The organism is Mesorhizobium sp. B2-1-1 (assembly GCF_006442975.2).
GTDB lineage: Bacteria > Pseudomonadota > Alphaproteobacteria > Rhizobiales > Rhizobiaceae > Mesorhizobium.
Genome location: NZ_CP083954.1, coordinates 3705971 through 3728634 on the forward strand (window position 1 = coordinate 3705971; position 22664 = coordinate 3728634).

A 22664-nucleotide genomic window follows, 5' to 3' on the forward strand; every position below is an offset into this window, starting at 1 on the left:
TCGTGATTCCGTCAGGGTGCGTTACCCTTATCCATTCGCCGGTCTGAGGTTCTTCCCGACACGATATCGTTATTGGTCCACGGCTCTTTGCGGCCTCGACAACGTTCTTGGCGCGAACCTCGATCCGCTCCGCCGCTTTGCCGTCGCGCATCAACTCGACGATGAAACACCGCATGGGCCGCGCATCAATCCAGGGTATCGAAAGGACGGCGCGGATCAGCCCTTTTCTGTGGCCTCTCTATATCGTCTCCACCAGCAAACATCAGATATGCTATCGCTAAGCCGCCTATTGCAGCGACCGTTGCGGACGCCCACACGAGCGCGCCCGTCCACCAAAACAAGCTATTCACAGTTTCTCCCCTAAGCCCGGCGGCTTTGTAGTACATTGTTCTGATTAGAGCAAATGTACCGGAAGCAGTCGGCCGAACGGAAAGTTGCTTCGGTCAGCACCCAGGCCCGCGTACTTCGTCCCTCTGGACCTTCGGGCGCGGGACATACTCAAAACCTAGAAAGCACAACCTGCCCGCTAGGGCGGAAAGGACAAACTCATGGACCGCAACTTCGCGCGGGCGCTTGCGCTCGTCTTGAAATCAGAAGGACTCTGGTCGGACAATCCGGCCGATCCGGGCGGCGCCACTATGAAGGGCGTCACCCTGGCTAACTTCCGCCGCTACGTCCAAGCCAAAGCGACCAAGGATGATCTGCGCCATATCACCGATGCGCAGGTCGCCACCGTCTTTCGCCGCTTCTACTGGGATGCCGTTGCCGGCGCCGAGCTGCCCGATGGGGTGGACTATGCCGTCTTCGATTTCGCGGTTAATTCCGGTCCCGGCCGCGCGGCCAAATACCTGCAAGGCGCTGTCGGCGTTGCGCAGGATGGGCGCATAGGCCCAGCCACGATCGCGGCAGTAAAGGCCAAGCCGGCAGGGGTGTGATCGATGCGCTGTGCGATGCCCGCATGGCCTTCCTGAAGCGCCTGCCGACATGGGGCGAGTTCGGTAAGGGCTGGACAAGCCGCGTGGCCTCTGTCCGCTCCCAAGCTCTGCTGATGAGCAAAGCGCCAGCACCCATCGTCATCCAGCCTGCCGCGCCTCCTGCTGCGCCTGCGCCTCCCAGCGTGGTCGTAGTGACCCAGCAGGGCAACCAGCCACAGGTTGTTACGCCGGTCTCTCCTGCACCATCCACGGCCCCAGCAGTGCCCAAGAGCAAGACAGGGTGGGGCTGCTCGGGATCATCATCGCCGCAATCGCCGCGGTGCTTGCCAAACTTCACTTCGGAGGCTGACATGGAAACGATCAACCAGCCCAGCAGCCAGCCTACCAATAAGGTCGCAGCGGCCACGGCAGCAACTGCAGCATGGGCCATCATCGTGTCGGTCGGATCGCTGGCGCTTCAGAACCTGGCGCCCACTTGGTATTCGCCGGATCTCATCGCAGCCGTTTCCTCTGGCGTTCCTGTGCTGCTTGTTTTCAACGCTGGCTGGTTCACCAAGGACAAGCCGAATGTCGTCGTGGTGCAGCAATGACCGCGCTGCTGGCATTCCTGCTCACCCAATCGCCATCGCCGCCGTTGGCGCTCTGGCAACCGTCCTTGGCATCGGCTGGGGCAATCTGCGGGGCGCCAAACGTGAACGCGACAAGCAGGCTGTGGCGGAAGTCGCCGCCCGAGACATAAAGGACCAGGTGCAGAACGATGTTGGCGCACTGCCGGCCGATGCTGCACGAAAGGAGCTCGGCACATGGTCAAAGGATTGACGCTCGCCCTGCTCATCGCGCTTGCCGGCTGCACCACCACGAAAGGCAGCTTCTGCGCCCTCGAAAGCCCCATACGCCTGTCAGCAACGGCCATTGCCGCTCTCTCAGATGTCGAGGTGAGGGGGCATTCTCGCGCATAACCGCACCGGCCAAAAGCTGTGCGGATGGACGCCGTAGCAAGTGCATGGAAGGTCGGGGGATTTAAACGGGGATTACCAGGGCATGCCCAAACACGTCGGAAAAAATATCTAAAAACGTCCTGCTACTCGCCATCTCAAGGGTGTCGATGGCTTTGGCGTTGCCGACGATTGGACTTATCGCCTTCTTGGGCTCGCAATGGCTTGATGGCCGCATCGATGCTATCACCAAAACTGCCGACCCAGCGAACGTCGCTGCCGACAAGGCCAATGATGTCGCCGCCAAGGTCAATGATAGGCTGATCGCGGTCGAGACAAAGCAGGTGCAGGACATGGCCGCCAACGAGCGTTTCCAGAATGGGACGCTGACCAGGCTGGACCGGGTGCAGGATAGCATCGTAGGGTTGTCGAACGCCGTAGCGGCCTTAACCGCCACGCTCCAGGCTGTGGCGGAAGAGCGCGCCAGGAGCAAGCCGCCGTAGGCACGGCTACATTCGAGACCTAGATTCGGCGTTCGTTGAGCCTTTAGCTTCATCGTTTCGAAAGGTTAGGAACCAAGTTAGGAACCGAATAAGGCAAAGTCGAAAAGCACAGCTTTTTCAAGCCGATAGAAAGAAATCTGGCGGAGGGAGTGGGATTCGAACCCACGGTGAACTTGCGCCCACGCCGGTTTTCAAGACCGGTGCCTTAAACCGCTCGGCCATCCCTCCAGCGACATCTCTTCGCCCAGCGTCACTCGATCAGATATTCGAGCCTGGCGGCGAATGAAGAGAGCCATCTTGCTGATGCTCTAGTGTGCCCGGCAAAGATCTGTCAACCGGCATGCGCGGACCGCATGTTTCCCGGCAGCCGACGCCGGGCAGGGTGGCGTCACAATCTTGCCCGGTTCCGGCCACAATCGATTAATAGCGTGATAAACAATTCCTGCGCACAAAGGACAGGGGTTCGAGGCGTCGTTGGTCTTAGTCAGGTAAGCTTTGGCTCCTGCGACGTTCAAGCCGCGGCGTTTTTGGTCGAGACTGTAGGGGACATCAGGAAATGCAAACTACGGCGCGCCCGCGTCTACGCCGTGCTTGCGCTTTCGCGCTATTCACCATGTCGGCAGCCTTGCTTGCCGCCTGCGCGTCGCAGCCTGAACCAAAAGGGATGGTCCACAAGAAGACCCGTTCCAAGGAATATTTCGCCGAAACCGAATATGGCGTGAAGGCCAGCCCTCGCGTCGCCTTCATGCGGCGTGGCGGCGGCCGCGACCAGCTCGGAAAACCCTACCAGGTTCGCGGCAAGTGGTACTATCCGAAGGAAGACAAGCACTATGCCAAGGTCGGCCTGGCGTCGTGGTACGGCGACGCCTTTCATGGACGGCTGACCGCCAACGGCGAAGTCTACGACATGAGCCATCTGACGGCGGCGCACCCGACCATGCCTCTGCCGAGCTACGCCCGCGTCACCAATCTCAAGACCGGCAGTTCGGTCATCGTGCGCGTCAATGATCGCGGTCCCTACCACCAGGGCCGCATCATCGATGTCTCGGAACGCGCCGCCCAGATGCTCGACTATGCCAATGTCGGCACGGCCGAGGTGAAGGTGGAATATGTTGGCCGCGCGCCGCTCGACGGCAATGACGACCAGTATCTGATGGCCTCCTACCATCCAGGCAACAGGATACCGGATCCGTCGGACGGCCTGCCGACCGGCGTCATGGTGGCCATGAACGGACCGTCGCCCAGCCTGCCGGTGGGTGCTGCCGCCGTGCCGTTTCCGGGTCAGCTGACGAATTCCGATATGGTTCCGCAAGGGCAGGTGCCGGCACAATCGCCGGCGTTGGGTGACCTGGCGCTGCCCGACTTCGGTCCGATCGTGCCGGAGCGTCCGGATATCGGCCTGCCGCCGCAATCGCCGTTTTCGGTGGCCTCGCTCTCCTATGCCGACGAGCGCGTGCGGAGCGCCGATGTCTTTGCCGCACTTGACGACGACGGCATGTCGCCCGCCGACATCCTGCGCTCATGGAAGAGCGCCAATCCCCAGGCGCCGTCGCCGGCCTATGTCGCGGCCGGCACTTTCGATGACGCCACCGAGGCAAAACGCGTGGCCGCCGCGCTCGAGCCCTTCGGCAGGATAGAGATCCAGCGTTCCGAATTCGACGGCAAGGACTGGTATGCGGTAAACCTCTATCCGGACGGCCATGGCGGCGTCGACGATCTGCTGCAGGCGGCCTGGTCGCATGGTGCGCCGGACGCCCTGGCCGTGCGCAACTGATCTATTTTTCCCGCACGGTTGATCCTGCGGAAAAAACCCTGATAGCTTGGCTGCGCCAGAACCGGCAAACGGGTCGAGATTTCATGCAGTTGCGCGTCTTTCCGCCTTTGGCCGGATTTCTGGGATTGGCCCTGCTGCTGTTTTGCATCGCGCCCGCCAGCGCGCAGCTTTTCGAGACCAAGGCAGCCCAGGCCTTCATGATCGACGCCGAGACCGGAACGGTGTTGTTTTCCAAGGACGCCGACAAGCCGATACAGCCGGCCTCGATGGCCAAGCTGATGACGATGGAAGTGGTGTTCAACGCCATCAAGTCCGGGCGCCTGACCCTCGACGACACGTTCGTGGTGAGTGAAAACGCCTGGCGCAAGGGCGGCGCCCCTTCGGGAACGTCGACGATGTTTGCCAAGCTCAAATCGGCGGTCCGGGTCGAGGACCTGATCCAGGGCGTGACGGTGCAGGCGGCCAATGACGGCTGTATCGTGCTGGCCGAAGGCTTGGCCGGGTCCGAGGACAATTTCGCCGCGCAGATGACCGAACGCGCCCGCCAGATCGGCCTGGCCAAATCGACTTTCGTCAATTCGACCGGGCTGCCGGCGGACGGCCAGCAGACGAGCGTGCGCGAACTGGCAATGCTGGCTTTGCATCTGTGGCGCGACTATCCGGACCTCTATCGCTACTACGGCCTGAAGGATTTTACCTGGAACAAGATTTCGCAGAGGAATCGCAACCCGCTGCTGGCGATGGACATCGGCGCCGACGGCCTGGCGGTCGGCAGCAGTGAGGTGTCCGGTTTCGGCATAGTCGGCTCGGTCAGCCACAATGGCGCGCGGGTGATCGCGGCGATGAGCGGGCTCGCCAGCGACAAGGAACGCGCCGAGGAAGCGCGCAAGCTGCTCGAATGGGGTGCCCGTTCCTTCGAGAAGACGCAAATCTTCGCCAAGGACGAGGTGGTGGGCCAAGCTCAGGTTTTCGGCGGCATTAAGGCCGGCGTGACGCTGAAGGCGAAAGGGCCGATCGCCATCTTCCTGCCGGTAGCCAACCGCGACAAACTGACGGCGAGCATCGTCTATGACGGACCGGTTGCCGCACCTGTGGAGGAGGGGCAGCCGGTAGGCGTGCTGCGGGTCTGGATCGGCGACACACTGAGCCAGGAGACGCCGCTTTTCGCCGCCGAATCGATCGGCATCGGCACGCTGCCGCAACGCGCTCTCGACGCTGTCAAGGAACTGGCCGTCGGCTGGCTCCGCTAAAGCGCGTCGCGCTGAACCGGATTCACGCAATGCGCTTTAGCGTCTTTGTTTATGCATGTCGTTCTCTCCAGCCGAGATCGCTTTTGAGCGACATGCGATAACGCCGGCGGCATGGACGTTTTCCCGAACGCGGACTATCTAGAGCACTAGAATCCATTCAAATAAGGGATAAAGGCCTTTCGATTGGCACGCGGATTTTTCATCACCTTCGAAGGCGGCGAAGGAGCAGGCAAGTCGACGCAGATCGAGCGGCTGGCGGGAAAGATGCGCGCCAAGAAGTACGACGTCCTCGTCACCCGGGAACCGGGCGGCTCGCCGGGCGCGGAAGCGGTCCGGCATGTGCTGCTCTCGGGCGCCGCCGAGCCGTTTGGGCCGAAGATGGAAGCGCTGCTTTTCGCCGCGGCGCGCTCCGACCATGTCGAGCAGGTCATCCGCCCGGCGGTCGAGCGCGGCTCCGTTGTTCTGTGCGACCGCTTCCTGGATTCCTCGCGCGTCTACCAGGGCGTCACCGGCGGCCTCGACCCGGTGTTCATGGAGACGCTGGAGCAGGTGGCCATCAATGGCATGATGCCCGACATGACGCTGATCTTCGACATCGATCCCACCGAAGGCCTGAGACGCGCAACAGTACGTCGCGGCGCCGGCGCCGGCCCCGACCGCTTCGAAAAGGAAACACTTGCCATTCACGAGGCGCGCCGCGAGGCATTCCTGGCGATCGCGGCGGCCGAGCCGGAGCGTTGCGTCGTGATCGACGCATCCGCCGCTCCCGATGCGGTAGAAAATGCCGTCACCGCCACCGTGTTCGCGGCACTGGAGGCGAGGGCGCCCATGCGCAACAGACAGACCGCACCCGCATGATCTTCGAACGCATCGCGCCGGAACAGCATGACACGCTGGACGGCGTCCCCGAACCGTCCGAAACGCCACGCCTGGTCGGGCATGGGCAGGCCGCGGCCATGCTCGCCGCCGCCTATCGCGCTGGAAAGCTGCCGCACGCCCTGATCTTCGCCGGACCGCTCGGCATCGGCAAGGCGACACTCGCCTTCCATCTGGCGCATCATCTCCTGAAGCATCCGGCCTTCGAGCAGGCGCCGGAGACGCTCGCCGTTCCCGATCCGGCGTCCTCGCTGTTTCGCCAGATCGCCACCGGCGCGCATCCCGGCGTGCTGCATCTGACCCGTCCGCTGAACGACAAGACCAAGAACTTCAAGACGGTCGTCACCGTCGACGAGATCCGCAAGGTCAATCGCTTCCTGTCGATGACGTCGCATGACGGCAGCTACCGGGTGGTGATCGTGGACCCGGCCGACGACATGAACACCAATGCAGCCAATGCCTTGCTGAAGAATCTTGAGGAGCCGCCGGCGCGAACGCTGTTCATCCTCATCGTCCATGCGCCGGGCAGCCTGCTGCCGACGATCCGCTCGCGCTGCCAATTGGTGCGGCTGTCGCCGCTCGATATCGACGAACTGATGGCGGTGCTGGAAACCGCCGAGCCGCCGCCGGGCGATCCGGCCGCGCGGGCAGCGCTGGCCACGCGGGCAGGCGGCAGCGCCCGCAATGCGATCCTTCTGACGCAGTATGGCGGACTGGAGATCGCCGAGACGCTGGATGCCCTGGTGAGCGCCGGCAAGAGCGACATCGCCGGCGCCTATCGTCTTGCCGAGGTCGTGGCCGGGCGCGACCAGGCGATCCAGTTCGATATCTTCAACCGCCGCGCGCTCGATCTGTTGTCCGATGCGGCGAGCCGGGCGGCGCTGGCCGGCGATCTCGCACGAGCCAAAACGCTGTCGGACACTTGGCATGAGGCGCTGGACGCTATATCTGAGACTGATACCTACAATCTCGACAAGAAGCAGCACGCCTTGACCATGATCGACCGCCTGAAGTCTGCAATGCGAATGTGATGGTTCCCTCGGGATGGCAATCGCCACCCCGATGCGATATCCACCGCCACGCCTTCCATTCAGACATTCATGACGGTTCATTCATGTCACGCGATACATTCTACATCACGACCGCGATCTCTTACCCCAATGGCAAGCCGCATATCGGCCATGCCTACGAATTGATCGCCACCGATGCGCTGGCCCGCTTTCAGCGGCTCGACGGCAAGCAGGTCTTCTTTCTCACCGGCACCGACGAACACGGCATCAAGATGCTGCAGACGGCGAAGAAGGAAGACATTTCTGCGCGCGAACTGGCCGACCGCAATTCGGCTGAGTTCAAGCGCATGGCGACCGCGCTCAACGCCTCCAACGACGATTTCATCCGCACCACCGAAGAGCGGCACTACGCGGCCTCTCAGGCGATCTGGAAGGCGATGGCTGCCAATGGAGACATCTACAAGGGCGGCTATGCCGGCTGGTACTCGGTGCGTGACGAAGCTTATTACGGCGAGGAGGAAACCGAGGTTCGTCCCGACAATATCCGCTATGGCCCGCAAGGAACGCCGGTCGAATGGGTCGAGGAGGAAAGCTATTTCTTCCGGCTTTCGGCCTATCAGGACAAACTGCTGGCGCTCTACGAGGGCCAGCCGGATTTCATCGGCCCGGCCGAGCGGCGCAACGAAGTGATGAGCTTCGTCAGATCGGGACTGAAAGACCTGTCGATCTCGCGCACGACGTTCGACTGGGGCGTGCCGGTGCCCGGCGACGAAAAGCACGTGATGTATGTCTGGGTCGACGCGCTGACAAACTACATTACCGGCGTCGGCTATCCCGATGAAAACGCAGACAATTGGAAATTCTGGCCGGCCGATGCGCACATCATCGGCAAGGACATCGTGCGTTTCCACGCCGTCTACTGGCCGGCCTTCCTGATGTCGGCAGGCATTCCGCTGCCGAAGCGCGTCTTTGGCCACGGCTTCCTGTTCAACCGCGGCGAGAAGATGTCGAAATCGGTCGGCAACGTCATCGACCCCTTCACCATGATAGAGCATTACGGGCTCGACCAGGTGCGCTATTTCTTCCTGCGCGAGGTGCCGTTCGGCCAGGACGGCAGCTACAGCCACGAAGCGATCGTCAACCGCACCAATGCCGACCTTGCCAACGGCGTCGGCAATCTGGCGCAGCGCTCGCTGTCGATGATCGCCAAGAACTGCGGCGGCGTGGTGCCGACGCGCGGCGAGCTGACGGATGCCGACAAGGCAATCCTCGATCAGGCGGCGGCCGCTCTTGCCGCCGCGCGCAAGGCAATGGCCGAGCAGGGCATCCATCTGGCGCTGGCGTCGATCTTCGGCGTGGTGGCCGAAGCCGACCGGTATTTCGCCGGACAGGAACCCTGGGCACTGAAGAAGACTAACCCCGAGCGCATGCAAACGGTGCTGTGGACAACGGCCGAGGTGGTCCGGCGCGTGGCGATTCTGTGCCAACCCTTTATTCCAGGATCGGCCGCGAAGCTGCTTGACCTGCTGGCCGTGCCGGCAGACGAGCGCAATTTCGTGCATCTCCACGCCGATCATGCGCTTGTGCCGGGCAGAGCGTTGCCTGTACCAGAAGGCGTGTTTCCGCGTTATGTCGATCAGCCGGAAGCGAACGGCTGATGCTCGTCGACAGCCACTGCCATCTGGATTTTCCGGACTTCGCCGAGGAACGGGCGGCCGTCGTCGCCCGTGCCCTGGCCGCCGGGATCGGCCGCATGGTAACCATTTCGACGCGCGTGAAGCGATTTCAGCAAATACTTGAAATCGCAGATGCTTTCGACGAAGTGTACTGCTCCGTCGGAACCCATCCGCACAATGCCGCCGAAGAGCTTGACGTGACGACGGCGGATCTCGTGCGCCGGTCCGCCCATCCCAAGGTGGTGGCGATCGGCGAAGCCGGGCTCGACTATTTCTATGACAAAGCGCCCCGCGATGCGCAGGCGCAGGGTTTGCGCAACCACATCGCCGCTGCTCGCGAGACGGGCCTGCCGCTGGTCATCCATTCGCGCGACGCCGACGACGACATGGCTCATATCCTTGAGGAAGAAACGGGGAAGGGCGCCTTCCCGTTCGTCCTGCACTGTTTTTCGTCGGGACGCAGGCTGGCCGAGGTCGGCGTCTCGCTGGGCGGCTATGTTTCGTTTTCCGGCATCCTGACCTTCAAGAATTCGGCCGAAATACGCGCCATAGCCGCCGACCTGCCGCACGACCGGCTGCTGGTGGAGACCGATGCGCCATATCTCGCGCCGATCCCATTTCGCGGCAAGCGCAACGAACCCGCTTATGTCGCGCACACGGCCAGGGTTCTGGCCGAGACGATCGGCATCAGCGAAGGTGAAATCGCAGCTTTGACGACCGATAATTTCTTCCGGCTGTTCGGCAAGATGCCGCGCCCCGCCGAGCAAAGCGCCTGAACGATGACAGACCGGCTGCGCCTCACCATTCTCGGCTGCGGCTCGTCACCGGGCACGCCGCGCATCACCGGCGACTGGGGTAATTGCGATCCGCACAATCCGAAAAATCGGCGCATGCGCACGGCAGCCCTTGTCGAGCGGATTGCCGAGAGCGGCGCCCGCACCACCGTCGTCATCGACACAGGACCGGATTTCCGCCAGCAGATGCTGATGGCCTCGGTCAAACGCATCGATGCCGTCGTCTACACCCATCCACATGCCGACCACATCCACGGCATCGACGACTTGCGCGGCTTCGTGCTCGACCAGCGGCAGCGGATCGATATCCATGCCGACCAGCCAACGATGCTGCGGCTGCGCCAGGCCTTCGGCTACTGTTTCGAGACGCCGCCAGGCAGTTCCTATCCACCGATTGTCGACGCCCATATCATCGATCACACAAAGCCGGTCGTGATCGAAGGCGAGGGCGGTGCCCTCACCCTCGAGCCGCTGCCGCAGGTCCATGGCGACATCATATCGCTCGGCTTCCGCATCGGCGGACTAGCCTATTGCCCCGACATCAGCGATTTTCCGGCTGCCACCGCCGAACGGCTGCGTAATCTCGATGTCCTGATCATCGACGCGCTGCAGTACAGGACGCACCCGAGCCATCTGTCGCTTGGCGAGGCGCTTGAGTGGATCGAGCGGCTGGCCCCGAAACAGGCTGTGCTGACCCATATGCATGGGCCGCTGGACTACGCTACCGTGATGGCTGAGACTCCGGCAAATGTCGAGCCGGCATTTGATGGCATGGCGCTTGAAATTCGTTATAGATCAGACAGATAGAATATTCTCTTCATAGCTGATGGCACTGATCGCCTGGCAGCGAGCCGCCGATACAGGTCCGATGTCGAGATCTTGCACCTGGGATCGCCACACGGCCGCCGCCAGTTCGCTGTCGCTTCAAGATTGCAAAATGCCAAAAGAGGATTGCATTGTCAGGCCGGTGGATGCTCGTCGATCTGCATTGCAGGCCTGACAGAGACTCCGGCAAATGTCGAGCCGGCATTTGATGGCATGGCGCTTGAAATTCGTTATAGATCAGACAGATAGAATATTCTCTTCATAGCTGATGGCACTGATCGCCTGGCAGCGAGCCGCCGATACAGGTCCGATGTCGAGATCTTGCACCTGGGATCGCCACACGGCCGCCGCCAGTTCGCTGTCGCTTCAAGATTGCAAAATGCCAAAAGAGGATTGCATTGTCAGGCCGGTGGATGCTCGTCGATCTGCATTGCAGGCCTGACAGGCAGTCTATGTGATGGCTTCCTAAAATATACATTGAGAGCAAGAGGCGCTAACCTTTGCCCGTTAGTTGGAAAGGAGAGGCCCGATGATTCGCGAACTCGTACTTACAGTGACGCTTCTTGCTCCTATCGCTGCCACAGCGCAGGAATTGCCAACCGTCCCTTACTTGCCGCTTGAGCGGGCAACCAAGGCAGCACAAGCCGCGCTGGAGGCCTGCGCTGCCGAAGGCAGCAATGTCAGCGTCGCCATCGTGGCGCGGAGCGGCGCGACGCAAGTGCTGCTCAAGGCCGATAATTCCGGCGCACACACCGCATCCAGCGCCGAAGGCAAGGCCTTCACCGCGGCAGCCTTGGGTCGCGACACTGCGGGGCTCGCCGAATTCATAGCCTCCAAGCCGGCAAATGACGGCATGCGTGACATGGATCCTCGCATGGTGATCCAGGCTGGCGGCTTGCCGGTCAAGTTCGGCGATGCCTTGGTGGCCGGCATTGGCGTCGGCGGTGCTCCTTCGGGCGATATCGACGCCAAATGCGCCGCCGCCGGGCTCAAGGCGATCGGCGCCGCCGAGTAAACTTGCCTAGGATGTGCCAACGCAGCCCGCCAAAGGCGGGCTGCTCCGTTGAACGGGGTTCAGTGAACCCTGTCTCCACACCGGAACCGGCGGACGTAAGATCGCATTCGACCGGCAACCGACGGCCGATCCTGAGACCCGAGCTGGAAGCTTAGTTCCATAATCTATCTTATGCGACTTTCGGCAAGGTGGGAATGTCGCTCCTGCTTGTGCGCAGCCAATCTCCCCACCTCAACTCTCCTGACACGGTTTTTGGTGCCCGTTCTGCTAAACTGGTGAATTGGAATGAACGCTTTGCAGATCACAGGCCACATGGCAGCCGCTTCGTCGCCGCCCGCGAGGGCATCGAAGCTGCAGCAATGGCTGTCGTCGGCTACCTGCGTAGCCGCTCTCTGTGTTCGTCAAGAATGCGCTCAATGGTCCGGACTCGGTCCTGCCGACGGTTGAGACCTCTGCGTGCTTTGCCGCGAGCGTGCCGCTCATAGATTTCCCGGCTCGCCTGGAGCTGCTCGATATACACCTTATCGGGCTTCCCATTCTCAAGGCGGTCGAACACCCAGCAGAACGGCGCCGGGAGCTGGCCTTCGCGATAGCGCGGGCTTGCCGAGGCCTGATCTTCGTCGAGGATTTCCTGCAGCACGACCTGATCCCAGACTTCCGGGTTTTCATCGCTGCGCTTCTTCCACAAGGCGAGGATCTCGCGAGCAGCCGGCGTATCGTTGATGAGGATGGTTCCAGCCATCAGCCGGCCACTTTCGCGATAGACCGCGATGTCGCAATCAAAACCGGCGAGCTCCGGCCAGGGATCATGATGGAAGACCGTGTCGACGTCCACATACAGCAGCGGTCCCTGAAGCCTCCTACGCATATTGACAAGGAATGTCGGCTTCAGGCTCGCGTTGCGCACCCAGGATCCAGCGTCGGCGAATGGCCGGGCTTGGACAGAAAGGCCAAGACGCCACGCTGACGCGGTCATGCGAGCGGCTTCTGTCTCATAGAAGGAGTTGATCGTAAAGAACGCCACGATTTCACCGGCCTTGTCCGGGTTGCCGGACGGCTGTGGGTTTATCGGGAAGGGAGCGAGCATTTCCCGGTGCCTGTGTTTGGTGGCCCGGAACAAATCAAGAATGTGGGTGAGCAACGCGAAGCCTTATTAGGATATGAATATTTAGACGCCAAGCATATAGCAATAAGTCCGAATAGCCTCGCAATGCGATAAAGTCATCGGTAGCGGCGCAGAAAACATTGGGCCACAACCATTTTGTTGACGAGGGGCGCCAGCTGGGCCGAGGCCGCGGTCTGGAACTCCTGTCCTTGCGCTCAACCAGATCATTTCGCCGGCCATGATGCAGCCGTAAGGATCCACCTGGTCGATGACCTCGGCGAGTTCGTGCTTTGGATCTGGCGACGCGCTGCTGGTTTGCCCCCGGCTTCTCGAGGCAACCTCCCTACCCCAGAACTTTCAATGAGCTCCGCTCGCTCTGGTTGCAGCATTCGGCCTACCGTTGCCAGAAGGGCTTTGCTAGCTCTGCCTCGACCTGTCGTCTCGTCAATCCGATGTCGTCGATCAGATGGGGATTGTCCTTCGACATTCGCTCAAGCTCCCAGCGAAAGCGTATCCGCTCGCGCCAGGTCCGATCGTGCCAGGCCGCGACAATGCTTCGCAGGGTCGCCAAGTGCCGACGCGACGCTTCCGCCAGCACTACAGGCATTCTCGGCCGCACCGTCTGACACCGCGTCGATGCAAGGGTATCGTTCATGGCAACCTCCTATGGTTTGAGGGTGGGTCCTCGACTTGGGACCTCGACCTGAAAGAGGTTGAATTGTGCCGGATGCAAACAGCGCCGTAATTAAGCCCTCCCAAATAGTTCTCAAAAGTTCCAAACGGGCTATAGATGCGCCTTATGCAGGGATCGCGCTTTGCCTTCGGTCCGTTCGTGCTTGATCCGGATGCGGGAACGCTGCTTCGGAACGATGATCCTGTTGCCGTCGGCTACCGCGGGCTGAAGCTGTTGGCGGCGCTCGTCGGGCGGCCTGGCGAAATCCTCGACAAGGCCAAGCTGATGGATGCGGCGTGGCCGGGTACGGCCGTCGAGGAAGGCAATCTCACCGTCCAGATCGCGCAGCTGCGCAAGCTGCTTGGTCCGTCCGCCGACGGCGGTGAATGGATCACCACTGTTCCGCGCGTCGGCTACCGCTTCACGGGGATCGTCGAACCCCTCGATGGCGCGAACCGAAAAGCTTTGCCGCTGCCCGACAAACCGTCGATAGCCGTGCTCCCCTTCGTCAATCTCAGCAACGACCCCGAACAAGAGCCTTTCGCCGACGGATTGACCGAAGACCTGATCACCGACCTGTCCAGGGCCTCGGGCTTGTTCGTCATCGCGCGCAATTCGACCTTCGCCTACAAGGGAAAGGCGGCGGACGTGCGCGAGATCGCCCGGGAGCTTGGCGTGCGCTACCTCCTGGAGGGCAGCGCAAGACGTGCCGCGGGGCGCGTGCGCATCAACGCCCAGCTGGTCGACGCGGCGAGCGGCGATCACCTGTGGGCGGAACGCTTCGATCGCGGCCTGGACGATATCTTTGCCGTTCAGGACGAGGTGACGGCCAAGATCGTGGAGGCGCTGCTTGGCCGGCTGCGCGCGCCGCCGCCGCGCAATCGGCCCAAGACTCTCGAGGCCTACGATCTGTGCGTGCGGGCGCGCAAGCTGATCGACGATTCGCCGCAGACCGCGCGGGAGGCGCATCTGATGCTGACGCGCGCGGTCGCGCTCGATCCGGACTATGCCGAGGCCTATCGCTGGCTTGCCATGAACCACTGGATGGGATGGGTGCATTGGGGCGAACCGGTGGAACCGAACCGCCGTATTGCCCTGGAGCTGGCGCGCAAGGCGGTGGCAATCGATCCCAACGACGCCGGCTGCCGCTGGGTGCTCGGCAACCTGCTTGCCTATGAGCGCGACTTCGCCGAAGCGGATGCCGAGTTCGCCAGGGCGTTCGAGCTCGACCCCAACGAGGCCGATGCCTGGGCGACACTGTCTGACATCTCCGTGCTGGCCGGGCGGGTCGAGGAAGGACTCGAACAGATCCGCAAGGCGTTCCGGCTCAACCCGTTTCCGGCAAGCTGGTACTATCTGACGCTCGGCGCGGCGCAATATGCGGCGCGCGACTACAAAGCCGCCGTCAAGACACTGCGCCGGGACGAGACTTACCGCACCAGCTCACGCCGCTTCCTGGCGGCCAGCCTCGCGCAGCTCGGCCGGCTCGACGAGGCGCGCGCGGAAGTCGAACTGTTCCTCGTCGGCAATCCGCATTTCACCACCAGCCATTGGGTCTGGACGGAGCCCTTCCGCGATCCGGCGATGCTCGACCATTTCGTCGATGGCTTCCGCAAGGCCGGCCTTCCGGATTGAAGCGCCGCCGGTCCCTTGGTCATGGCGCCTTCCCGCCGTTCGTGCCGCCTACTCTTCGAACCGACCCGTGGCGTCACGATCGCGCTCATATCGTCTCGTGAGCGGAAACGGCGGCAACCAGGTTTCGCGACGGACGATCCAGCTTTCGTACGTTGGCGTCAGTTGGTCCGGGGCATCCAGGGATCCCAGGTTCACTTCGATTTCGTCGGCGGTGCGACCAAAAATGGTCGAGCCGCAACGGGGACAGAAGAACCGCCCGGCGTAGTCACGGGTTTCGCCATCGATCGTCACCGCATCCTGAGGGAAAATCGCGGAAGCATGAAAAAGCGCCCCATGATGCTTGCGGCAGTCGAGACAGTGACAAAGGCCCACCCGGTATGGGCGTCCAGTCGCCACAATTCGGACGTTGCCGCACAGGCAACCGCCGGTGAATCGGTCCATGCTGCATTCCTCCAAATCGAGCGAGCTGGATGTTTACGAACAACTCCACCATCCATGAACGCGACGCCAGCCTTTCAGCTAATGCGTCTGCGGTTGAAGTTCGATCCGATAGCCGAGCACGCGCCTTCCGGCCGGCTCGATCAGCATCACTGCTGGCTTGTCGGCGAATTCGCCATCGAAATCCACCGGGCTGGCGAGGCCGTGCCAGGGTTCGATGCAGAGGAATGGCGCGCCGCCCGGCTTTGACCAGACGCCCAATTCCCGGAATCCGTTCCAATGCATCTCGATCGCCGGACCACGATCGGCACCGTAACGCACAGCGGTGCTGGAAGGCTGGTCCAGGATCAAGGCATCCTCGTCAAACAGCCGATCCGACAAAGCGAGAATGTTGCCCTCGATGGGCGTCGGCTGCCTTGCCGCCAGCAGTAACCCGTCCTTGAGACGGCGGATCGGCGCATGCTCGGGCTTTGCAAAGGTCAGGCGGTAGGCCTCCTTGGGCAGGTCCGGCAGCAGCGGCCAGTTGAATGCCGGGTGCGCCCCGATCGACGCCGGTAGCGGCTCGTCGCCGGTGTTGGTGATCTCGAACGTGACGCCAAGCTGCCGGCCGTCGAGAGTGTAGGTTACCGCCAGACGGAAGGCGAAGGGGTAGTGCGTTCGGGTCTCCGCGTCGTCGGTGAGCACCAGCATGCAGGACCGAGAACCCCTCTCCGCCCAGGCAAACGACTTATCGCGGGCGAAGCCGTGCTGCGTCATCGGATAGGTCTGGCCGCGATGGCGCAGTTGGTCGCCCTTCAGCCGGCCGACGATCGGAAACAACACCGGGGAATGACGGCGCCAGGCCGGTCCGGCCTGCCACACAAGCTCCAGCCCATCCGCATCCCGCAGCGAGACCAGTTCGGCCCCCTGCCCGACTATAACGGCCGAGATGTCGTCGCCATGAAGTGTCTGGCTGTCCTGTGCCATATGTTCTCGCGGTTTGTCTTTGCTTGGCCGGCAGGCTAGCAAATGGCCAGGCGTGAACTCAAGGCGGCGGTTTGCATTGCGTTTCACACAGTCACGATGAACGTGCGATGGCACAAGCGGGCAAGGCGCCGTCTCAAATGAAGAGTGGCCGGAGATTTCCCTCCGGCCACGGCAAGATGCAGGGTGTTGCCTGCTACAGTTCGGACTATTCCCGCTCGCCGGTGAAGTTCAGCAACAGCTGGAAGATGTTGACGAAGTTGAGGTAGAGCGAGAAGGCGCCGAAAACGGCCAGCTTCTGCCGCGACTCCGCGTCGAAGTTCTCCGCATACTGTTCCTTGATCGACTGCGTGTCCCAGGCAGTCAGGCCGATGAACACGGCGATGCCGATCACCGAGATGGCGAACTGCAAAGCGGTCGAGCCGAGAAAGATGTTGACGATGCTGGCAATCACCACGCCGATCAGGCCCATGATCAGAAAGGACGAGAACTGGGTCAGGTCACGCCGGGTCGTGTAGCCGTAGAGGCTGGTGGCGCCGAACATGGTGGCGGCGATGAAGAAGGTGCGTGCGATGCTGGTTCCGGTGAAAACCAGGAAGACCGAGGCCAGCGACAGACCCATGACCGCACAGAAGGCCCAGAACATCGCCTGCGCGCTTGCCGCCGACATCGTCTGCATCTTGAACGAGAACAGCAGGACGAAGGCGAGCGGCGCCAGCATCACCACCCATTTCAGCGGGCTGGAAAAGATTGGCACGTAGAGCGCGGGCGTCGACGACACCATGAACGCGATGAGGCCGGTGACCACGAGGCCGAGGCCCATATAGTTGTAGACGCGCAGCATGTGCTGGCGCAGGCCCTCGTCGTAGAGGGCGCCGCTTTGGGCGCCGGTGCCGACGCGGTATCCCAGGTTGGGCGTGTTCATTTGCATTCTCCTTTGTGAACGGATCAGTAAAGCGTTCTCGCAAGGGTCTCGGCGGCGCGGTCGAGGTCGCGGACCTGGCTTTGCGCGACCACCGCATAAGCGACCTCGCCGATCTGGAAATAGGCCGAGGAAATGTCGCCCGAGGGCGCGACGGTCGGCTTGATCACGTCGAAGGTTCCCGGCCGTATCGCGAACAGCGACACCAGGCCCATCTCCTTGGTCTCGACCGCCATCTCGACGCTGGGGCCGAAGCGCGATGGATAGACCTGCACGTCGCGGACCTTCCAGTCCTTGGGCAAGGACGGCATGACGATGGCCGTCGCCGCGCGGATTTCGCCGGCATTGTAGTTTGGCGCCTCGGCCTGCGAAGACATGCTTTCGCGCACAAGGGTCGTCCTGTGCGCGCGCACCGCCTCGTCGACATAGGCGGGCGGCTGCGGCGAGGCGACGACCCTGGTCACAGACATCGGCCCGACGATGCCGTTAGCCAGCCAGCCGGCAGCGACGAAAGCGGCCACCGCCGCGGCACGTTGCAAGACGCCGAAGATGCGGCCCCGGGCAAGTCCCCTCTCCAGGCGCCGCGCGGCATCGGTCGTCACCGGCCTCGCCATGCCTGATCCGGCCAGCGCCACGCGCAGTTCGTCCCGCATCCTGAGATCCGACATCACACGCGCGGCCTCTTCCGGCCGGGCGGAGAGGAAGGCCTCGACTTCGATACGGCGCGAGACGTCGAGCTGATCGTCGACATAGGCGTCGAGATCAGCGTCCGTCACGGGGTCGATAGTTCCTGTCATGACGGGCCTCCAACAATCCTGAGGTGATTTTTCGCCTTCGTCGGAGCCCCCTCCTCCATCTTCCGAAGCGCGGCGCGCGCCCTACCGATGCGCGACATCAGTGTTCCGAGTGGCACGCCGCTGGCATCGGCCGCCTGGCTGTAGGAAAGGCCCTCAATGGCGACGAGATGCAGGGCCGAGCGCTGTTCTTCGGGCAGGCTGAAAAAAGCATCGCGCACCTGGCCTAGGCGCACCGAATGCTCCTGCGGCGCCGGCGCGCTGCCGTCCGCAAGGTATCCCGCCTGTTCGAGGCGCGCTGCCTCCGAGCGGCGCGAGCGCATGCGGTCGACGAACGTGTTGTGGACGATGGACAGCAGCCAGGCTCGCAGGTTCCCGCCCGAGCGGAAGGTGCCGCGCCGCTCATAGGCGCGCACAAGAGCGTCATGCACGAGATCCTCGGCATCGGCACCGTCGCGCGTCAGCGAGCGCGCGTAACGCCTGAGCGAACCGAGTTGTCCGACGATATCGAAGCGTGGCATCGACCGTTTCATGCCCTGTTTACGGAACATGTGGGGGTTTTAATCCCGGCCCCGCAGATTTTTTCGCGAAACGCCGCAGATATGCAGCCGCCGAGGTAGCTCGCAGCGATGCCAGGCTATGCGATTCAGGCTGGCGCGAGTTAAAACCGCTGGTGCAAGGGGGTCGATTTGCGTATCACTCCGCCGCGCCAACGGAACCATGCAGATGTTTGAAAACCTTCAGCCGGCTGCCGCCGACAAGATCCTTGCCCTGATCGGCCTCTATCGTGCCGATCCTCGACCCGACAAAGTCGACCTCGGTGTCGGCGTCTACAAGGATCGCGACGGCAAGACGCCGGTCATGCGGGCCGTGCGCGAGGCGGAGAAGCGGCTGCTGCAGGGTCAGGACACCAAGACTTATCTCGGCCTCGCCGGCGACACCGGGTTCAATACCGTGATGGCCAGGCTGGCCTTCGGTGCGGATGCAGACATGACGCGGATCCGTGCTGCGCAGGCGCCGGGCGGCTCCGGCGCGCTGCGGCTGGTAGCCGAGCTTTTGAAGCGAACCCGTGCCGATGCGACGGTCTGGTTGTCCGACCCCACCTGGCCGAACCACATGCCAGTGATGCGCGCCGCCGGGCTGCGAATCCGTGAATATCCCTATTTCGACGCGACATCGGGCGCCGTTCGCTTCGACGACATGCTGGCAGCACTGCGCACCGCGAAGCGCGGCGACGTGGTGCTGCTGCATGGCTGCTGCCACAACCCGACCGGCGCCAATCTGGACATCGCGCAGTGGGCCGCTGTCACAGATCTCGTCGTCGAGCGCGGCCTGCTGCCGTTTGTCGACATTGCCTATCAGGGCTTTGGCGATGGCCTCGAGGCCGATGCCGCCGGACTGCGGCTGCTGGCCGAAAAAGTTCCGGAAATGGTCGTCGCGTCCAGCTGCTCGAAGAACTTCGCCGTCTACCGCGACCGTGTCGGCGCGGCGATGATCCTGGCCAGGGACAGCGCGCAGGCCGACGTGGCGCTGGGCCAGATGCTGTCGGCGGCTCGTGCCATGTATTCGATGCCGCCGGACCACGGCGCGGCGGCGGTGCGCATCGTGCTCGAGGACGCGGTCTTGCGCGCGGACTGGGAAGCCGAGCTCGAGGAGATGCGCCTGCGCATGCTCCGGCTTCGGGTGCAATTCGCCGAGGCGCTGCGCCGGCAGTCCAATTCCGACCGCTTCGATTTCGTCGCCAGCCATCGCGGCATGTTTTCCCGGCTTGGGCTCACGGAAGCGCAGGTCGAACGGCTGCGCGCGGAATATGGCGTCTACATGGTCGGCGACAGCCGCATCAATGTCGCCGGCCTGCCGGAAGACGGCATGGACAAGCTCGCCAAGGCGATCGTTTCCGTGCTCGACTGACCGGACTTGTTCGGCGCAACTGTGGACAAGCCCGCTTCGCTCGCCGACAGCATTGGCCGCGCGGCGGACCGCGCGATAGCATCCGCCGCATGAAGCCATCGAAAGACATTTCGCGCCTGATCGAAATCATGGCGGCGCTGCGTGCGCCAAAGACCGGCTGTCCCTGGGATATCGAACAGGATTTCTCGACCATCGCGCCTTACACGATCGAGGAGGCCTATGAGGTGGCCGACGCCATCGCGCGCGACGATCTCGACGATCTGCGCGACGAACTCGGCGATCTCCTTTTGCAGGTCGTGTACCACGCGCGGATGGCTGAGGAAGCCGGCGAGTTCGCTTTCGGCGACGTGGTCCAGGCCATCACCACGAAGATGATCCGCCGCCATCCACACGTCTTCGGCGACGAACAGGCCCGCAGTGCCGGCATGGCCAAGGGCATGTGGGAGAAGATCAAGGCACAAGAGAAGGCCGAGAAGCGTAGCGCCCGTCTCGCGCGCGGACTCGACCCGGAAGACAACGGCAAGGGGTTTCTGGACAGCGTGCCGGTCGCCCTGCCCGCACTGACGCGGGCATTGAAGCTTCAGGAGAAGGCCGCCCGCGTCGGTTTCGACTGGAGCGAGGCAGCCCCCATCCTCGATAAGATCGAGGAAGAGATCCGCGAATTGCGCGAGGCGCTGGCCAAAGGCCAAACCGCGGAGATCAAGGATGAATTCGGCGATATGCTGTTTGCCGTCGTGAATCTCGGCCGTCACCTGAAGCTCGATTCGGAAGCAGCGCTCAGCGGCACCAACGAGAAATTCCGTTCGCGCTTCCACTATGTCGAGCAGGCCCTGGAGAATTCCGGCAGCTCGCTGGAAAAGGCTGATCTGGACGAAATGGAAGCGCTCTGGCAGGAAGCGAAGAGCGCGAAATAACTGGCGTTAGCCGTTATTCTTGCGACGCAATCTGCTTTCGATCTCTTCGCGGGCACTTTGCGTGGCCTTGAGGGAGATGGTGGCGCTGCCGTCGTCATTGTCGGTTCGCGAAACAACATCGCCATTGCGGTAAAGCCAGTCGACAAGGCCGAACTGCGCCGGCCCGATCGTCACCGTCAGATCTTCAAGCTCGCCGGACATGCGTGTCTCGATGATCGCGTTCAGCGCGTCGATGCCTTCGCCCGTGACAGCCGATATGGCGACGGGAGGCGCCTTGGCATCCGTACTCTCGGCAAGCAGCCGTGCGCGATTGCCTTCATCGAGCAGGTCGACCTTGTTCCAGACCTCGATGACCCGCTTGGTATCGCCGGCGTCGACGCCGAGATCGGCCAGGATGCGCTCGACGTCCTCGGCCTGGGCGGATGTGTCAGGATCGGAGATGTCGCGCAAATGGATGATGAGATCCGCCTCGACCACCTCTTCAAGCGTGGCGCGGAACGCCGCGATGAGATGCGTCGGCAGGTCCGAGATGAAGCCGACCGTGTCCGAGAGGATGATCGGCGTGCCGTGCGGCAGCCGCACGCGGCGCAGCGTCGGATCGAGCGTGGCGAACAGCATGTCCTGCGCCAGCACCCCTGCCCCGGTCAGCTTGTTGAACAGCGTCGATTTTCCGGCATTGGTGTAGCCGACGATGGCCACCACCGGAAACGGCACCTTCTTGCGTTTGGCACGATGCAGGTCGCGGGTGCGGCGCACCGTCTCCAACTCGTGCTTCAGCTTGACGATCTTGTCCTGCAGGACGCGCCGGTCCGATTCGATCTGGGTTTCGCCGGGGCCGCCGAGGAAGCCGGCGCCGCCGCGCTGGCGCTCGAGGTGGGTCCAGCTGCGCACCAGCCGGCCCTTCTGGTAGTTGAGATGGGCAAGCTCGACCTGCAGCGTGCCTTCCTTGGTGCGGGCGCGCTCGCCGAAGATCTCGAGGATCAGCCCGGTGCGGTCCAGCACCTTGGCGTTGAATTCCTTCTCGAGGTTGCGCTGCTGCACCGGCGTCAGCGGATGATCGACTATGACTACCTCCGCATGCCCTTCCTTGACGATCTCCGCCAACTCCTCGACCTTGCCGCTGCCGAGCAAGGTCGCCGGACGTGGATCGTTGACGGTAACCACGGCCGTGTGGATCAGATCGAGATCGATGGCGCGGGCAAGACCGACCGCCTCGTCGTGACGGGCCTCGGCTGAGCGCGTCAGCCGCGGACGGTTGGTGTCGTCCTCGCCGCGCGGCTGGCGGGTAAGCACCGGCACGATGACAACTGCCCGGGTCGGACCCTCGGCCTCCGTCCCCGGCTGATGTGCTGATTTTCCGCGAACGCTGCGGTCCGGGTCCTTCTCACGTGCCAATCAGGCGCCCTGGCTTTCCTCGCCATCGAACATCTGAACCGGCTGGCTCGGCATGATCGTGGAAATGGCGTGCTTGTAGACGAGCTGGGAGTGGCCGTCGCGGCGCAGCAGGACGCAGAAATTGTCGAATGAAGTGACGACGCCGGTCAGCTTCACGCCGTTGATGAGAAAGATGGTGAGCGGGTTCTTGCTCTTGCGAACAGAGTTCAGGAACAGGTCCTGAAGGTTTTGCGATCGTTCCGCCATTGTTCTTGTCTTTCGCCGATCCCCTTCGGTTTGCAGGCCAATGCGCCAAATTAACCAGCACATGTCAAGCGCGCA

23 protein-coding genes, 1 tRNA gene and 1 pseudogene are annotated in these 22664 nt (G+C 62.6%); 15 read left to right on the forward strand and 10 right to left on the reverse strand.

Features of this window, described 5'->3' with window-relative positions; genetic code table 11:
- Positions 1 to 548: 548 nt before the first annotated feature.
- From FJ972_RS18130 to FJ972_RS18145, 4 genes and pseudogenes are all read left to right on the forward strand, one after another.
- A pseudogene (locus FJ972_RS18130) lies at positions 549 to 1117 on the forward strand (glycoside hydrolase family 108 protein); the annotation flags it as partial.
- A gap of 168 nt (positions 1118 to 1285) precedes the next feature.
- Positions 1286 to 1525, forward strand: coding sequence for a hypothetical protein (locus FJ972_RS18135; RefSeq protein WP_181173479.1), 240 nt, complete (start codon positions 1286 to 1288; stop codon positions 1523 to 1525).
- Positions 1526 to 1738: 213 nt separating this feature from the next.
- A complete protein-coding gene (locus tag FJ972_RS18140) occupies positions 1739 to 1894 on the forward strand; it encodes a hypothetical protein (RefSeq protein WP_226880335.1) in 156 nt (51 codons plus the stop codon).
- A 146-nt stretch (positions 1895 to 2040) separates the two neighbouring features.
- On the forward strand, positions 2041 to 2373 hold the full coding sequence (locus FJ972_RS18145) for a hypothetical protein (protein ID WP_140525189.1): 333 nt from the start codon (positions 2041 to 2043) through the stop codon (positions 2371 to 2373).
- Between the two features lie 138 nt (positions 2374 to 2511).
- On the opposite strand, the gene FJ972_RS18150 is transcribed toward FJ972_RS18145, so the two are convergent.
- Positions 2512 to 2601, reverse strand: a tRNA-Ser gene (locus FJ972_RS18150).
- 328 nt (positions 2602 to 2929) lie between these two features.
- Here FJ972_RS18150 and FJ972_RS18155 point away from each other — a divergent pair.
- The 8 genes from FJ972_RS18155 (at position 2930) to FJ972_RS18190 (ending at position 11593) form a co-directional block, all read left to right on the forward strand.
- Positions 2930 to 4147, forward strand: a complete 1218-nt coding sequence (locus FJ972_RS18155; RefSeq protein WP_140525188.1) for a septal ring lytic transglycosylase RlpA family protein — start codon at positions 2930 to 2932, stop codon at positions 4145 to 4147.
- A gap of 83 nt (positions 4148 to 4230) precedes the next feature.
- Positions 4231 to 5397 (forward strand): D-alanyl-D-alanine carboxypeptidase family protein, encoded by a 1167-nt coding sequence (locus FJ972_RS18160; protein ID WP_140525187.1) that lies wholly within the window; start codon positions 4231 to 4233, stop codon positions 5395 to 5397.
- Between the two features lie 183 nt (positions 5398 to 5580).
- Positions 5581 to 6255, forward strand: a complete 675-nt coding sequence (tmk, locus tag FJ972_RS18165; RefSeq protein WP_140525186.1) for a dTMP kinase — start codon at positions 5581 to 5583, stop codon at positions 6253 to 6255.
- Positions 6252 to 7304: a DNA polymerase III subunit delta' gene (locus tag FJ972_RS18170; protein ID WP_140525185.1), complete on the forward strand. Its 1053-nt coding sequence runs from the start codon at positions 6252 to 6254 to the stop codon at positions 7302 to 7304. The genes tmk and FJ972_RS18170 overlap by 4 nt, the downstream gene beginning before the upstream one ends.
- 83 nt (positions 7305 to 7387) lie before the next feature.
- Positions 7388 to 8941, forward strand: coding sequence for a methionine--tRNA ligase (gene metG / locus FJ972_RS18175; protein WP_140525184.1), 1554 nt, complete (start codon positions 7388 to 7390; stop codon positions 8939 to 8941).
- Positions 8941 to 9735, forward strand: a complete 795-nt coding sequence (locus FJ972_RS18180) for a TatD family hydrolase (RefSeq protein WP_140525183.1) — start codon at positions 8941 to 8943, stop codon at positions 9733 to 9735. The genes metG and FJ972_RS18180 overlap by 1 nt, the downstream gene beginning before the upstream one ends.
- A gap of 3 nt (positions 9736 to 9738) precedes the next feature.
- Complete coding sequence (locus tag FJ972_RS18185) at positions 9739 to 10560, forward strand: MBL fold metallo-hydrolase (protein ID WP_140525182.1); 822 nt, start codon at positions 9739 to 9741, stop codon at positions 10558 to 10560.
- Between the two features lie 547 nt (positions 10561 to 11107).
- Positions 11108 to 11593, forward strand: coding sequence for a GlcG/HbpS family heme-binding protein (locus FJ972_RS18190; protein ID WP_140525181.1), 486 nt, complete (start codon positions 11108 to 11110; stop codon positions 11591 to 11593).
- 373 nt (positions 11594 to 11966) lie between these two features.
- On the opposite strand, the gene FJ972_RS18195 is transcribed toward FJ972_RS18190, so the two are convergent.
- Entirely contained in the window at positions 11967 to 12734 is a 768-nt protein-coding gene (locus tag FJ972_RS18195) for a putative nucleotide-diphospho-sugar transferase (protein WP_210239466.1), read from the reverse strand.
- A 358-nt stretch (positions 12735 to 13092) separates the two neighbouring features.
- The gene (locus FJ972_RS18200) at positions 13093 to 13353 is read right to left on the reverse strand and encodes a DUF1127 domain-containing protein (RefSeq protein ID WP_181173478.1); all 261 of its coding nucleotides are present in this window, start codon (positions 13351 to 13353) and stop codon (positions 13093 to 13095) included.
- A gap of 135 nt (positions 13354 to 13488) precedes the next feature.
- On the opposite strand from FJ972_RS18200, the gene FJ972_RS18205 reads away from it, so the two are divergent.
- Positions 13489 to 15006 (forward strand): winged helix-turn-helix domain-containing tetratricopeptide repeat protein, encoded by a 1518-nt coding sequence (locus tag FJ972_RS18205; RefSeq protein WP_181168655.1) that lies wholly within the window; start codon positions 13489 to 13491, stop codon positions 15004 to 15006.
- Positions 15007 to 15054: 48 nt separating this feature from the next.
- Here FJ972_RS18205 and FJ972_RS18210 read toward each other — a convergent pair whose 3' ends face one another.
- The 5 genes from FJ972_RS18210 to FJ972_RS18230 form a co-directional block, all read right to left on the reverse strand.
- A complete protein-coding gene (locus FJ972_RS18210) occupies positions 15055 to 15447 on the reverse strand; it encodes a GFA family protein (RefSeq protein ID WP_140498579.1) in 393 nt (130 codons plus the stop codon).
- A gap of 78 nt (positions 15448 to 15525) precedes the next feature.
- Complete coding sequence (locus FJ972_RS18215) at positions 15526 to 16410, reverse strand: aldose 1-epimerase family protein (RefSeq protein ID WP_140525180.1); 885 nt, start codon at positions 16408 to 16410, stop codon at positions 15526 to 15528.
- 205 nt (positions 16411 to 16615) lie between these two features.
- On the reverse strand, positions 16616 to 17332 hold the full coding sequence (locus tag FJ972_RS18220) for a Bax inhibitor-1/YccA family protein (protein WP_140525179.1): 717 nt from the start codon (positions 17330 to 17332) through the stop codon (positions 16616 to 16618).
- A 23-nt stretch (positions 17333 to 17355) separates the two neighbouring features.
- A complete protein-coding gene (locus FJ972_RS18225; RefSeq protein WP_140525178.1) occupies positions 17356 to 18126 on the reverse strand; it encodes an anti-sigma factor family protein in 771 nt (256 codons plus the stop codon).
- Complete coding sequence (locus FJ972_RS18230) at positions 18123 to 18656, reverse strand: sigma-70 family RNA polymerase sigma factor (protein ID WP_411909478.1); 534 nt, start codon at positions 18654 to 18656, stop codon at positions 18123 to 18125. Before FJ972_RS18230 ends, FJ972_RS18225 begins: the two co-directional genes overlap by 4 nt.
- A 193-nt stretch (positions 18657 to 18849) precedes the next feature.
- On the opposite strand from FJ972_RS18230, the gene FJ972_RS18235 reads away from it, so the two are divergent.
- Both FJ972_RS18235 and mazG read left to right on the forward strand, forming a co-directional pair.
- Positions 18850 to 20034 carry an aromatic amino acid transaminase gene (locus tag FJ972_RS18235; RefSeq protein ID WP_140525176.1) on the forward strand — a complete coding sequence of 395 codons (1185 nt, stop codon included), beginning with the start codon at positions 18850 to 18852 and terminating at the stop codon, positions 20032 to 20034.
- An 89-nt stretch (positions 20035 to 20123) separates the two neighbouring features.
- On the forward strand, positions 20124 to 20948 hold the full coding sequence (gene mazG, locus FJ972_RS18240) for a nucleoside triphosphate pyrophosphohydrolase (protein WP_140525175.1): 825 nt from the start codon (positions 20124 to 20126) through the stop codon (positions 20946 to 20948).
- 6 nt (positions 20949 to 20954) lie between these two features.
- Here mazG and hflX read toward each other — a convergent pair whose 3' ends face one another.
- A complete protein-coding gene (gene hflX, locus FJ972_RS18245; protein ID WP_140498572.1) occupies positions 20955 to 22343 on the reverse strand; it encodes a GTPase HflX in 1389 nt (462 codons plus the stop codon).
- Positions 22344 to 22589: an RNA chaperone Hfq gene (hfq, locus tag FJ972_RS18250; protein WP_006202172.1), complete on the reverse strand. Its 246-nt coding sequence runs from the start codon at positions 22587 to 22589 to the stop codon at positions 22344 to 22346.
- Positions 22590 to 22664: the final 75 nt, after the last annotated feature.